Origin of the sequence: Stenotrophomonas sp. ISL-67, from assembly GCF_018612915.1 — a bacterium.
Classification (GTDB): Bacteria; Pseudomonadota; Gammaproteobacteria; order Xanthomonadales; family Xanthomonadaceae; genus Stenotrophomonas.
Window position 1 is genome coordinate 207,565 of the sequence record NZ_JAGGRL010000007.1, and the last position, 12,979, is coordinate 220,543.

Consider the following 12,979-nt stretch of genomic DNA (forward strand, 5'->3'; position numbering starts at 1 on the left):
ATGGACCTCAAGAGCGGATACCCCTTCTGGGCCGTCAGCAACGGGCTGATGCATGCCTTTCCGCCATTGCGCGAGGACCGCAGCTGCGATGTGCTGGTCGTGGGCGGCGGCATCAGCGGCGCGCTGATTGCCAACGAACTGTGCGCGCACGGCCATGACGTGGTGCTGATCGAGCAGCGCGACATCGGCTGGGGCAGCACCGCAGCCAGCACGGCGCTGCTGCAGTACGAAATCGATACGCACCTGACCGACCTGGCCAAGCGCTACGGCGAGCGCGACGCGGTGCTGGCCTACCGCGCCTGCGCCCAGGCCATCCCGGCGCTGCGTGCGGTGGCCGCCGGTTTCCGCGGCGTGGACTGCCATCCCATGCAGAGCCTGTACTACGCCAGCAAGCGCGGTCACCGCACGGCGCTCCAGGACGAGTACGCGCTGCGCCTGAAGCACGGCTTCGAGGTGCGCTGGCTGGATGCCGCAGCGGTGCACGAGGGCTACGGCTTCCGGTCGCCCGGCGCGATCCTCAGCGCGCTGGCCGCACGGGTCGACCCCTACCAGCTCACCTACCGGCTGCTGATGCGGCTGGCCAAGGCGGGCTGCGCCGTGCACGACCGTACCGTGTTGCACACGCTGCAGCCCACGGCACGCGGGGTGACGGCGACCACGCCCGAGGGCGTGCGCATCCGTGCGCGGCACGTGGTGCTGGCCACCGGCTACGCTGGCCAGCGCTGGCTGAAGCAGAAGGTGGCCCGCAACCGCAGCAGCTACGCTTTCATCACCGACCCGATCGACCCGGAGGAACTGGGGCCACTGGCCGACACCATGGTCTGGGAGTCCGCCCGTCCGTACCTGTACATGCGCAGCACCGGCGACCACCGGCTGCTGGTCGGCGGCCAGGACGATGCCGTGGACATCCCGGCCCGGCGCGACCGGCGGGTGGCCGGCAAGGTCGGCACCCTGCTCAAGCACCTGGGGAAGCTGTTCCCGCGCCTGCCGCTGCAGCCGGCCTTCTCCTGGGGCGGCACGTTTGCCGAAACGGAAGACGGCCTGCCCTTCTTCGGCCCGCACCCGCAGTGGGGGCCGCGGGTGCTGTTCGCCATGGCTTACGGCGGCAACGGCATCACTTACTCGATGATCGGCGCCGGCCTGCTGCGGGCGCGGATCGAGCGCCGCAGGCACCCCCTGGCAGACCTGTTCGGGTTCCAGAGGCTGGACTGAACACGGTGACCGCACGCCACACCGTGGGTTCCGCTTGCATGCGGAGCCACGACAGGCATCATTCAAGCAACGGCTGCTAGCGTCAGCGCTGTCGGCCGCCCTGCCTGCCCCGGAGCCTCCCATGATCCGCCCGCTTTCCCTGCTGTTGTGCCTGTTGGCCCCCGGTGTCGTGCTGGCGCAGTCCGCTGCCGGTGCCACCGGCCCGCAGTCGACGACCGGTCTGGACCTGTCGGTGCCGCAGCAACCGCTGCAGTACCTCAATGATCCCACCCTGCGTGGCGACCCGCCCGGCACCTTCTACGGTGACAAGAGTGGCCGTCGTGCAGCCCCTCGCGGCAGCGCCGCCAACGGCATCGCCGAGGTCACCGACGACAAGCTGCGGGTCAACGGCAGCATCACCACGGGCATTGGCTACGCCAAGAACTTCGGCAACACGCATTACAACGCCGCCGAGTTGAATCTCAACAAGAATTACACCAACGACGAAGGCAAGACCCACAACATGAACCTCAACATCCGGGTCAGCGAGGGCAAGGGCCCTGGCTTCTATGGACCGTATGGGGGTGGGTATGGTGGCTTTGGGCGTGGCTACTGGGACGGCCCCGGCCCGGTGGGCTGGTAACCGGCCGCACACGCATCATCAACACGGCCGGGGCGACCCGGCCGTTTGCGTCTGAGCCGCAATGTGGCGTGGCTCAGTCCCACCAGCCATCGCGACGGCTGGACAGCACACGGCCATCGTGACCGCTCATGCGCACATCCACGCGCTGGTTGCGGGCGTTGCGCGCCTCCAGCGTCCAGGTGGCACCCTCACGCTCGACCGATTCGATCCGGGTGAGTCCGGCCTTGCCGGCCAGGGTGAGGATCTGCCCGGCATCGAGCAGGGCGCGGCCATCGCGCGGATCGAAGATCTCGCCCGTGGCCGGATCGACGATCACTTCATCCACGCTGCCATCGGCGCGGGTCACATCGGCTTCCCACACGCCGTCGTCGCGCTCCAGCTCGTGCACTTGGAGGTAGCCGGCGGCACGCAGTTTGGCCTGCACGTCGGCAGCGGAAAGATCGGCGGCAACGGCCGGGGCGGAGATGAAGGCAGTCGCCAGGACGGCGGCAAGGATCAGCTTGTTCATGGGGGAGTTCCTGAAAGGGGCACCGGACCATCCCGGCGCCGCCAGTCTGGCAAGCGCCCTTAAGCAGACCATGAGCCCGGCTGTCAGGAAACGTTTAATGCCCGCGCGTATACCGTATGCAGCCCTTCCCCACCCCCGCTGCCATGACCGCCCTGTCGTTGCTTCTCCCCCTGCTGTTGACCGCTGCCGCGCAGGACCCCATGCGGGTCCTCGATGGCGGTGCGCGCCAGCAGCAGGCCGTGCGCCAGGCCGTGCAGCAGGGCCGTTACGTGCCGCTGGAAACGGTGGTGCGCGATGCCCTGCGCCGCTACCCCGGGCAACTGCTGGAGGTGGAGCTGGATGACGGCAAGTATGAGATCGAGATCCTCGGGCCCAACGGCGTGGTGATGGAGCTGGACTATGATGCGACCAGCGGCCGCCTGCTCAAGATGGAAGAGGACTGATGCGACTCCTGCTTGCCGAGGACGATGCCCTGCTCGCCAGCCAGCTGCAGCTGCTGCTTGAGGACGCCGGCTACGTGGTGGTCCACAGCAGCGAGGGCCGCGACGCCGAGTACCAGGGCCAGGTCGAGGATATCGCCGCGGCGATCGTCGACCTCGGCCTGCCGGGCCTCGATGGCCTGAGCGTGATCGAGCGCTGGCGCGAGGCCGGGCGTGATTTCCCGGTACTGGTGCTGACCGCGCGCACGCGCTGGCACGACAAGCTGGCCGGCTTCGATGCCGGGGCCGATGACTTCCTGACCAAACCATTCCAGCCCGAAGAACTGCTGCTGCGGCTGCGCGCGTTGATCCGCCGCAGTGCCGGGCACGCCAGCCCGCGCCTGCAGTGCGGGCCACTGCGGCTGGACGTCAACGCGGGCCGCTTCGAACTCGATGGCGTGCTGCTGCCGCTGAGCCCGCAGGAACACCGGATCCTGAGCTACTTCATGCACCACCCCGATGTAGTCATCAGTCGTTCGCGCCTGGGCGAGCATGTGTACGAAGCGGGCTTTGATCCCGATTCCAATACGCTCGATGTGCTCATCGGGCGGATCCGCCGCAAACTCGGCAGCACGCTCATCCACACCCATCGCGGGCAGGGCTTCCGCCTGTCGGCGCAGCCATGAAGACCCGCTCGCTGCGCAGCCGCCTGCTGCTGGCCGGTGGCCTGGGCATGGTGCTGGTGTCGGCACTGGCCACGTGGTGGTTGGGCGCGATGTACGAGCGCTCGGCACGCACGGCGCTGGACCAGCAATTGGGCAACGACCTGATCGCAGTGCTGGCGTTGGTGGAAACCGATGCGCAGGGCAGCATCCAGGTCAGCGGCGAACTGGGTGACGAACACTACCGGCGGGTGTTCTCCGGCGCGTACTGGCAGCTGCAGGATGCCCAGGGCCGCGCGCTTGGGCAATCGCGTTCCCTGTGGGATGAAACGCTCGCGGCGCCGGCCGCGCTGCGCACCGGGCCAGCCCAGGCCTACGATACCAGCGGCCCGCTGCAGCAGCCGCTGCGGGCGTTGGCCCAGCAGGTCACCCTGCCGCGCGCGGCCGCCCCGCTGCAGGTGGTGGTGGCCACCGACCGCAGCCAGCTTGACGCGCAGGTGAATGCCTTCCGCCAACGCACCGCGCTGGCGCTGATCGTGCTCATCGCACTGTGGTTCGCCGTGCTGGTTACCCAGGTGCATTACGGGCTGCGGCCGCTGGCCCGGCTCGGTCGCATTGCCGAGCAGGTGCGCAATGGCGAGGACGTGCGCTTTCCGCAGCAGGGACTGGTGAAGGAGGTAGCGCCGCTGGCAGGAGAGTTGAATGCGCTGCTCGACCACCACGGGCGCATGGTGCTGCGCGCGCGGCGCAGCGCCGAAGACCTGGCGCATGCGTTGAAGACACCCCTCACCGTGTTGACCACGGAGGCGGCGGGCGACGGCAATGACTGGCGTAGCACCCTGCGCGGCGAAACGGCACGCATGCAGGCCAGCATCGACCGTTACCTGGCGGTGGGCGTGGCCGCCGACCACCAGCAGCGCACGCCGGTGGCACCGGTGGTGGCTGCACTCTGCGGGTTGATGCAGCGCGTGCACGGCGAGCGCGGAATTGCGTTCACCTGCGATGCGGATGCTGCCGGCGTGTTTGCCGGTGCACGTGAGGACCTGGAAGAGATGTTGGGCAACCTGCTCGACAACGCGGGCAAGTGGGCCGCAAGGCGGGTGGAGGTGACGGTCGCGCAGGTCGACAACCACATCCAGATCGAGGTCCATGACGATGGCAGTGGGCTGCCGGAGGACGATCTCGAACGCGTGTTGGGCCGAGGCGTGCGGTTGGACCAGCGCGCGCCGGGCAGCGGATTGGGGTTGGCGATCGCGGCGGATATTGCCGAGAGTTATGGCGGTGCATTGGTGCTGCGGAATGGCACCCCTGGGTTGGTGGCGGAACTGAGCCTGCCGGCCGGATGACCGTGGTACGGCCGCCGTACATGCGGCCAGGCAGCCGGGCAGAGCCCGGCGCTACGCAATACAAGGCGCCCACCCGTAGAGCCGGGCTCTGCCCGGCTTGCCAGTTCGCCCATGGCGCTACCGGCTTGAGTGCATCCACCAACAGTCGATGGCATCCAATACGATGTGGATGAGCAACCCGATCCCGAACAACCGCGTCTTCTTCGGCACGCACAACCCCGCGTACAGCGCGATGGCCGGTACGGTATGCAGCGGATGGAAGCCAATGCTGCAGCGGTTCGGCGCATAGACCGGATCGGCCAGCAGGTGGCCAGGTCGATGATCCAACCCAGCAGCAACAGCGCCCAGGCCGACAGGAACCGCTTGCGCCAGAACATCCACGCCAACAGCGCCGGCACGGCGGCGTGCAGGAACAGATGGAAGATGGCGCGGCTGCTCATGGAGCAGCCGGGCAGAGCCCGGCTCTACGCGTCGTGGGGCCGTGCTCTGTCCGGCGGTACAGCACCCTACCGATCAGCTCAGCGGCTCGTCGGACAGGTAGGTGTAGCCGGTCAGGCCCGCTTCCAACGCTTCGGACAGCTCCTGCGCACGCGCTGGCGACAGCGCTGCCGCGGCCACGCGTTCGGCATAGCTCGCACGCAGGTCGGCCAGGCTGTACCCCACGTAGTCCAGCATCACGTCGGTGGTATCGCCCCGGCGCTGCTGGGTGATCGCGTAGCCATCGGCGTCGGCCAGCACTTCCACCGCGTCGGTATCGCCGAACAGGTTGTGGATGTCGCCTAGGATTTCCTGGTACGCGCCCACCATGAAGAAGCCAATGCGGTAGCTCTCGCCCGACTTCACCGCATGCAGCGGCAGCGAGGTATCCAGGCTCTCGTTCTCGACATAGGTCTTGACCATGCCATCCGAATCGCAGGTCATGTCGGCGATGATGCCGCGACGCTGCGGCGGCTCGTCCAGGCGCTCGATCGGTACGATCGGGAACACCTGGTCGATCGCCCATGCATCGGGAATCGACTCGAACACGCTGAAGTTGACGAAGTACTTGTCCACCAGGCGTTCGTTCAACTCATCCAGCGCCGGGCGGTGGCTCTTTTCGTCATAGCTCAGCCGTGCACGCACGGCATGGGCGATGGCGTAGAACAGGTCGTCGATGCGCGCCCGCTGCGGCAGGTCGATCTGGCCCAGCGCGTAGCTGGACAGGCCTTCAGCGTGGAAGTGCTGCGCTTCCTGGAACAGTTCCACCGCCGGGCGCTGGTCCAGGTCGTCGTGGATTTCGCGCAGGTGGCGGATCGCGGCCGGTTCGTCGTCATGCTGGTCGGGCACGCGGCCCTCCTGCGCTTCCTCGACCTCGGACACATTGGCGATCAGCACCGCGTGGTGCGCGGTCATCGCGCGGCCACACTCGGTGACAATGCGCGGCGGGGTCAGGCCGTGCTCTTCGCAGGCATTGGCCAGCGGCTGCACGATGTTGCCGGCGTAGGAATCCAGCCCGTAGTTGATCGAGCAGAAGCTGCGCGAGCGGGTACCTTCGTAATCCACGCCCAGCCCGCCGCCCACATCCACGTGGGTGATCTTCGCGCCCAGGCGCGACAGCTCCACGAAGTAGCGGGTGGCTTCGCGCATGCCGTTGGCGATGTCGCGCACGTTGGAGATCTGCGAGCCCATGTGGAAGTGCAGCAGGCTCAGGCAGTCGGCGTACTCGGTGTCGCGCAGCGACTTCCACAGGTCCAGCAGCTGGCGCGGGGACAGGCCGAACTTGGCCTTGTCACCGCCGCTGTTCTGCCACTTGCCCGCCCCCAGCGACGCCAGGCGCATGCGCACGCCCAGGCCCGGCTTCACGTCCAGCGCCTTGGCCTCTTCCAGCACCAGCTTCAGCTCGGAGGGCTTCTCGATCACGATGAAGGTCTGCAGGCCCAGCTTGCGGCCGATCAGGGCCAGGCGGATGTACTCGCGGTCCTTGTAGCCGTTGCAGACGATCAGCCCGCCCGGGCGCGACAGTGCCAGCACCGCCATCAGTTCCGGCTTGCTGCCCGCTTCCAGGCCGAAGCCCTCGCCGTGGTGGCTGGCCAGGGTGCCGGCCACGCCACGGTGCTGGTTGACCTTGATCGGGTATACGGCCGTATAGCCGCCGGGGTAGTCCCAATCGGCCTGGGCCTTACCGAAGGCCGCCTGCAGCTTGCCCAGGCGCTGGCCCAGGATGTCCGGGAAGCGCACCAGCAGCGGCAGCTTGGCCCCGGCAGCGCGCGCGGCATCCACCACCTTGGGCAGGGACACCACCGGGCCGTCCTGGCCAGTCGGTCTCACCACCATGTGTCCAGCCTGATCCACGTCGAAGTAGCCATCCGCCCAATGCGGAATCGAGTAGGTCTTGCGGGCTTGGTCGAGGGACCAATCGGTCATTGCAGTGGGCCTGAACAGGAAAAAGGGCGTGCATGATAACGCCTGTGTCGCCAAGGGTCCGTTACAATCCGCGCCCGCGCCTGTTCCCGGCTCTCCCGAGCCTGAACGGGCCACCGTCCGGACGTGGCTGACGCCACGCGGCCCCGGCCGCCCGGCTTCCCCCTTCCGAACAGGACCGTTACTCCATGACTGACAACAACAACTGGTACATCGAGCACTTCGAGCGCACCGGCTCGGCCATCGGCTACCACCTGAAGGGCAAGCTGGACGAAGTGCAGTCGCCGTTCCAGAAGATCGAGATCTTCGCCACGACCGACTGGGGCAACCTGATGACCATCGACGGCGCCATCATGCTGACCAGCAAGGACAACTTCTTCTACCACGAGATGATCAGCCACCCGGTACTGTTCACCCATGCCGCGCCCAAGCGCGTGGTGATCATCGGCGGCGGCGACTGCGGCACCCTGCGCGAGGTGCTCAAGCACCAGGGCGTGGAGAGCGTGACCCAGTGCGACATCGACGAGCAGGTCACCCGCATGGCCGAGAAGCACTTCCCGGAACTGTGCGATTCCAACCATGACCCGCGTGCCGAGCTGATGTTCGACGACGGCGTGGCCTACATGGCCAACTGCCCGGCTGGCAGCGTGGACGTGGTGATCGTCGATTCCACCGACCCGGTCGGCCCGGGTGAGGGGCTGTTCAACAAGGCCTTCTATGAGAGCTGCTTCAAGGCGCTGAAGGATGACGGCATCCTGGTGCAGCAGTCCGAATCGCCGCTGATGCAGCTGGACCTGATCAACGAAATGCGCACCGAGATGGGCAAGGCCGGCTTCCAGTCGTTCAAGACCCTGCCGTTCCCGCAGCCGTGCTACCCCACTGGCTGGTGGAGCGTGACCCTGGCGCGCAAGGGCCAGAGCAGCTTCGACTTCCGCCAGGCCGATTCAGCCTCCAAGAGCTTCAACACGCTGTACTACACCGCCGCCCTGCACACCGGCGTACTGGTCACCCCTCCCTTCGTGGCGGCAGCCCTCAAGGGTTGATCCCGGGGTCCAGGAGGGCCGGCCAACGGCCGGCGCTACCGGTGGCGGTTTCGCGACCGGGAAAAACAAAAAACCCGCGCCGGTAACGGCGCGGGTTTTCTTGTCGATCGGCGCTGGCCGGCGCCGGGACCTCTGCCGCTTCATCGGCAATTGAACGGCGCCGGGACCTTTCCGGTAGCGCCGGCCGTTGGCCGGCCCTCGCGATGCCGGCTACAGCGCCCAGATCCCCGCAATCACCAGCAGCACCAGCCCCCACTTGATCGCGTGGTAGGCGAACGCGTTCTTCGCGCGCAGCGCCTTGGCCTTCAGCCGCACTTTGTACACGCCGCCAAAGGCCTTGTTCACGCCCCCGGTGGGATCGCCCGGGAAATTCGGCGAGGCGCCACCGGCCAGCAGCGTCGCCGCCACTGCACGGTTGAACAGCCCGGGCAGACCGAAGCGCAGCGGGCGGGCGATATCGCAGAACAGGATCACGCGGTCCTGGTCGGTCTCGTTGTGCGCGTGATGGATGTAGGTCTCGTCGAACATCATCCACTCGCCGTCACGCCAGCTCTTTCGAATCCCGTCCACCTCGATGTAGCAGCGGTCATCGTTCGGCGTGGCCAGGCCCAGGTGCAGGCGCAGCGAACCGGCGAACGGGTCACGGTGTGGGCGCAGCTCGCTGCCCGGCGGCAGCTGGGCGAACATCGCCGCGCGCACGTCCGGAATCGACTCCAGCAGCGCGGTGGTCTGCGGGCACAGTTCCTTGGCCGACGGATGCGACGGGCCATACCACTTCAGGTAGAAGCGCTTCCAGCCGCGGCGGAAAAACGAATTGAAGCCGGCGTCGTTGTACGAGCTGGAGGCTGCGATCTTCTCGGCATCGCGCAGGGCGAGCGCCTCATCGCGGATCATCGTCCAGTTCGCGCGCAGGGGTTCCAGTTGCGGGAAGTCCTTGCCCGGGTCCAGGAACGGCGTGGTCGGCACCTTGGAGAACAGGTACATGACCACGTTGATGGGGGCCATGAAACTGGAATGGTCGAGCAGCTGCCGCGACCAGCGCGCGCGCACCTTGCCCCGGTAATGGATGTACAGCACGCAGGCCACGAACAGGGCCACCACAATTATCTTGATCATCATGCTTCCACCGGCCAGCGCCGGAACCCGTCAGGGCAAAGGGAACGCAGGACCGGAAGCGGCCCGCATCGGGGGAATGCCATGGTCCGTACCGACCCGGCTGCGGTCAAGCGGCAGCGCATTCACGCTCATCGGATCAATCTCGTACGCAATTGAATTTATTGCGCTTTTAAGCATTTCGCCGAGGTTGTTTCTCGCTGGGCGCGACAAACTGTTCCACCCCAGGCTACGACATTTTTCTGACAAACACTGGTTTCGTGTACTCCGGAGTACTAAAATTAACGAAATCTTGATACTCCCCCATTCAGCAGCACCGGTACGCCTGACGCTTTGCGCCGACCACCGGGTCGCCCCAGAACGTCATGAATACAACCATTGCTTCGTGTGTCGACGACACCGCCCCCGCCGAGCTGCTCAAGCGCGGCGAACGCCTGCTTGAACCCGATGTCTACCGCACCTGCCTCAACGGGCAGCCGGCCGTGGTCAAGGACTACACCCGTTACCGCGGCACCCCGCTGTCGCCCATTGCGCGCCTGCTGGTCCGCCGCGAGGCACGCATCCTGCAGCGCCTGGCCGGCTGGAAGCATGCCCCGGCCCTGCTGGGCACCATCGGCGGGCTGGCGCTGGGCATGGAATTCATTCCCGGCCAGACCCTGAGCGCGGCCCAATCGGTGGGCATCGAGGTGTTCGAGCAGCTGCAGTACGCGCTGGAGCGCCTGCATGCGGCTGGCATCACCCATAACGACCTGCACGGCACCAATGTGATGGTCAACGGCAACGTGCCGGTGCTGGTGGACTTCACCTCGGCCTGGCGCAGCCCGCGCTGGCTGCCGGTGCACCCGGTATCGCGCCAGCTGCGCCGCAGTGACAGGAAGAACCTGCTCAAGATGCGCCAGCGCCTGACCGGCACCCGCCCCAGCGCCGCCGAAGCGGCCCAGGTCGCCGACCCGCGCTGGGTGGCGGGCGTGCGCGTGGCCTGGAAGCGGTTCTACCGGTGGTTCAAGGGTTAAAGCGCGTCGGCGTCCAGCTCGCCGGTGCGGATGCGCACCACGCTGCCCAGGTCATAGACGAACACCTTGCCGTCGCCGATCTTGCCGGTGCCGGCGGCCTTGACGATGGCGTCCACCACGTCGTCCACCTGGCCGTCGGTGACCGCCACCTCGATTTTCACCTTCGGCAGGAAATCCACCACGTACTCGGCGCCCCGGTACAGCTCGGTGTGCCCCTTCTGCCGCCCGAAGCCCTTGACCTCGGTCACCGTGATCCCGGTGACCCCACGCTCGGCCAGCGCTTCGCGCACGTCATCCAGCTTGAACGGCTTGAGCACCGCCATGACCATCTTCATCTGTTGGCTCCCTTCATCTGCGGCGCAAGGATAACGCTATCCTAGTCCCTGGCCAGCCCCACCCGCAGAGATTCCATGATTGACCTCAACCAGCTCGATGACCTCGCACGCCGCCTGAGCGACATGGTCCCGCCGGGCCTGCGTCAATCGCGCGAGGAACTGCAGGCGACCTTCAAAAGCGCCCTGCAGGCTGGCCTGGGCAAACTGGACCTGGTGACCCGCGAAGAATTCGACGTGCAGCGCGCGGTGCTGCTGCGCACCCGCGAGAAGCTCGAAGCGCTGGAGAAGAGCGTAGCTGCGCTGGAAGCCGCCGCAGGCGTACCAGAGCGTCCGGCTCCCTGATCGGGCGCAGCTCTTGCGTTCCGCCCGTACAGGCTCGCCTGTAGCGTAGCCCCCTGGGCGACTGCCGTGTGGTTCGACCGCATCGCGCTGTCGGCCTTGGACGACCTCCCGGCGCGTGGTCTGCTGATTGAGCGGCACGGTTATGGCCGACAGTCATCGGCAGCGTCGTCACCCAAGCTTGGAGTTCGTTCAACCAACCTGGAAACCTGCATGAGCCTTGCGCTGGTGCACAGCCGCGCGCGCGTGGGCGTTGCTGCGCCAGCGGTGCGGATCGAAGTGATGTTGAGCGGCGGCCTGCCGCATACCACCCTCGTCGGCCTGCCCGAAGCGGCCGTGCGCGAATCGCGCGACCGCGTCCGCGCCGCACTGGTCTGCGCCCAGTTCGACTACCCGCAGCGGCGCATCCTGATCAACCTGGCCCCAGCCGACCTGCCCAAGGAAGGCGGGTACCTGCGACTTTATTGGATGGACGCAATCCATTACATTCAATAAGGACGGACACCTCGTCCGGGTCTCATGTTGGAGCCAACATGGCACAGGTTGTAGTGATCTCACTTGACCGTAGCGAGAACCTGGTCACAGGAAGTCCTTCGCGCTCCCATCAGCCGGCCGCGGTGGCCCTGCCACAACTCGTCTGGGGCCACGGAGAACCTTGGCGAGAGGCTAATGTTTGGCTCCTCTCTCGTAAGGACTCTGGCCTTGATGAAGAGACAGTACGGAAGGATGCCCAACTCGTAGGGGCTTACGCTCAATGGGTTGAGGAGGTTAAGGTTGCATGGCACCACTTCCCGCTGCGCAAAGACGAGCGCGTGCTCAATCGGTACAGGCAGCACCTACTACAGCTGAGAGCCGCAGGTAAGCTGGCGGCCAGTACTGTGACTCATCGGATGAGGGCCGTAATTGCGCTCTATAGATGGCTTGTAGAAGAGCAGCTGATATCCACTAAGTGGCCGCTTTGGGAAGACCGCACATACGGCGTGCGGATCTCCACTGACTTTGGTCTCCAGCGCTCGATCAATGTGAGCACGAGTTCGCTTGCGATCAAGAACAAGCGTCGACCAGGGTATCGCCTTGAAGGCGGGGTTCTCCCGGTGAGCGCCAAGCAGCGCACTCAAATACTAGAGGCAGCTCGATCTCACGCGCCCTATGAACTTTTCTTGATGCTCGCCTGCGGCTTCTTCACAGGTATGCGGGTCGGGTCCATCTGCGATCTCCGTGTAGGTACGCTCATCAATGCTGCGCGCGACTCGAGGCTGAATGGGTTTGTCTACCTAACTATCGGGCCTGGCGCCACACCCCAAGTCCACACGAAGTTCGACGTTACGGGTCAAATCATCATGCCAGCGACGCTCTTCGATGAAATACTGGGGTATGTCGAATCGCCGACGCGCATCAGACGTGTTGATCGCGCCGCGCGCAGCGATCGAGATCGGGTCTTCCTGACTGCTGCTGGCCGGTCCTATGCTGCCAAGTCAGCAGGGCATGGAGCTACTGTCAGCGTGCTCATGTCAAGGTTGCGACGCGAAGCTGCGAAGATCGGCATCGATCTTGGAGGATTCCATTTCCACCAGACACGCGCGACCTTCGCCACCGAAGTTGCTGAAACTGCTCTACGCTCGAGTCAGCGTCTCAATGCGATCTCCATAGTCAAAGACTTACTCTTGCATGCTCACGAGGCGACGTCGCTACGCTACATACGGTTCGTCGAAGATGAGAAGGTGAAGGCCAAGATCGGAAATGATTTCTCACTAGCCTTCTTGAACGAAGCCATCGAGAAACCATGCGACTAACAGCCTTCTCTGAGCTTCCTGAGCTGTCGGTCAAGACCAATCGCAGCGGCAGCACTGCTTGGGACTACCGAGTGTTCACTTGCCACGGCATGAGCAGCGTGCGCAAGCAAACCGCCGATAAGATGCTGAGGAACCCTATACACGTTCGAGGCTTTGAATCGCCCAGGGTTCCGT

At 65.7% G+C, this 12,979-nt stretch carries 13 protein-coding genes and 2 pseudogenes; 10 read left to right on the forward strand and 5 right to left on the reverse strand.

Annotated elements, in window-relative coordinates; genetic code table 11:
* Together J7J08_RS09790 and J7J08_RS09795 are read left to right on the forward strand one after the other, a co-directional pair.
* Complete coding sequence (locus J7J08_RS09790) at nt 1-1,212, forward strand: FAD-dependent oxidoreductase (protein ID WP_214904576.1); 1,212 nt, start codon at nt 1-3, stop codon at nt 1,210-1,212.
* A gap of 121 nt (nt 1,213-1,333) precedes the next feature.
* Entirely contained in the window at nt 1,334-1,834 is a 501-nt protein-coding gene (locus J7J08_RS09795) for a hypothetical protein (RefSeq protein WP_214904579.1), read from the forward strand.
* Nucleotides 1,835-1,907: 73 nt separating this feature from the next.
* On the opposite strand, the gene J7J08_RS09800 is transcribed toward J7J08_RS09795, so the two are convergent.
* Complete coding sequence (locus J7J08_RS09800; RefSeq protein ID WP_214904582.1) at nt 1,908-2,342, reverse strand: PepSY domain-containing protein; 435 nt, start codon at nt 2,340-2,342, stop codon at nt 1,908-1,910.
* Between the two features lie 200 nt (nt 2,343-2,542).
* On the opposite strand from J7J08_RS09800, the gene J7J08_RS09805 reads away from it, so the two are divergent.
* Genes J7J08_RS09805 through J7J08_RS09815 form a run of 3 tightly spaced genes read left to right on the forward strand, consistent with a single transcriptional unit; the run spans nt 2,543 to nt 4,769 of the window.
* Nucleotides 2,543-2,785 (forward strand): PepSY domain-containing protein, encoded by a 243-nt coding sequence (locus J7J08_RS09805; protein ID WP_313955405.1) that lies wholly within the window; start codon nt 2,543-2,545, stop codon nt 2,783-2,785.
* Nucleotides 2,785-3,447, forward strand: coding sequence for a response regulator transcription factor (locus J7J08_RS09810; RefSeq protein ID WP_214904585.1), 663 nt, complete (start codon nt 2,785-2,787; stop codon nt 3,445-3,447). The genes J7J08_RS09805 and J7J08_RS09810 overlap by 1 nt, the downstream gene beginning before the upstream one ends.
* A complete protein-coding gene (locus tag J7J08_RS09815) occupies nt 3,444-4,769 on the forward strand; it encodes a sensor histidine kinase (RefSeq protein ID WP_214904588.1) in 1,326 nt (441 codons plus the stop codon). The genes J7J08_RS09810 and J7J08_RS09815 overlap by 4 nt, the downstream gene beginning before the upstream one ends.
* A gap of 117 nt (nt 4,770-4,886) precedes the next feature.
* Here the strand turns inward: J7J08_RS09815 and J7J08_RS09820 are convergent.
* Nucleotides 4,887-5,209 (reverse strand): annotated as a pseudogene (locus J7J08_RS09820) (DUF6122 family protein).
* Between the two features lie 73 nt (nt 5,210-5,282).
* Nucleotides 5,283-7,172 carry an arginine decarboxylase gene (speA, locus tag J7J08_RS09825; protein ID WP_214904591.1) on the reverse strand — a complete coding sequence of 630 codons (1,890 nt, stop codon included), beginning with the start codon at nt 7,170-7,172 and terminating at the stop codon, nt 5,283-5,285.
* A gap of 185 nt (nt 7,173-7,357) precedes the next feature.
* Here speA and speE point away from each other — a divergent pair, with 185 nt between their 5' ends.
* Nucleotides 7,358-8,212: a polyamine aminopropyltransferase gene (gene speE, locus J7J08_RS09830; RefSeq protein ID WP_214904594.1), complete on the forward strand. Its 855-nt coding sequence runs from the start codon at nt 7,358-7,360 to the stop codon at nt 8,210-8,212.
* A gap of 210 nt (nt 8,213-8,422) precedes the next feature.
* Here the strand turns inward: speE and J7J08_RS09835 are convergent, their stop codons facing one another.
* The gene (locus J7J08_RS09835; RefSeq protein ID WP_214904597.1) at nt 8,423-9,328 is read right to left on the reverse strand and encodes an aspartyl/asparaginyl beta-hydroxylase domain-containing protein; all 906 of its coding nucleotides are present in this window, start codon (nt 9,326-9,328) and stop codon (nt 8,423-8,425) included.
* A gap of 362 nt (nt 9,329-9,690) precedes the next feature.
* Here J7J08_RS09835 and J7J08_RS09840 point away from each other — a divergent pair, with 362 nt between their 5' ends.
* Nucleotides 9,691-10,338, forward strand: a complete 648-nt coding sequence (locus J7J08_RS09840) for an RIO1 family regulatory kinase/ATPase (RefSeq protein WP_214904600.1) — start codon at nt 9,691-9,693, stop codon at nt 10,336-10,338.
* Here the strand turns inward: J7J08_RS09840 and J7J08_RS09845 are convergent.
* Entirely contained in the window at nt 10,335-10,673 is a 339-nt protein-coding gene (locus tag J7J08_RS09845; protein ID WP_214904603.1) for a P-II family nitrogen regulator, read from the reverse strand. The two genes, J7J08_RS09840 and J7J08_RS09845, sit on opposite strands and share 4 nt — an antisense overlap.
* 75 nt (nt 10,674-10,748) lie before the next feature.
* Here J7J08_RS09845 and J7J08_RS09850 point away from each other — a divergent pair, with 75 nt between their 5' ends.
* From J7J08_RS09850 to J7J08_RS09860, 3 genes and pseudogenes are all read left to right on the forward strand, one after another.
* On the forward strand, nt 10,749-11,015 hold the full coding sequence (locus J7J08_RS09850; RefSeq protein WP_214904606.1) for an accessory factor UbiK family protein: 267 nt from the start codon (nt 10,749-10,751) through the stop codon (nt 11,013-11,015).
* A 210-nt stretch (nt 11,016-11,225) separates the two neighbouring features.
* Nucleotides 11,226-11,462: pseudogene (locus tag J7J08_RS09855) on the forward strand (magnesium chelatase domain-containing protein); the annotation flags it as partial.
* Nucleotides 11,463-11,545: 83 nt separating this feature from the next.
* Nucleotides 11,546-12,805, forward strand: a complete 1,260-nt coding sequence (locus J7J08_RS09860) for a site-specific integrase (protein ID WP_214904610.1) — start codon at nt 11,546-11,548, stop codon at nt 12,803-12,805.
* The last annotated feature ends 174 nt before the right edge of the window (nt 12,806-12,979 follow it).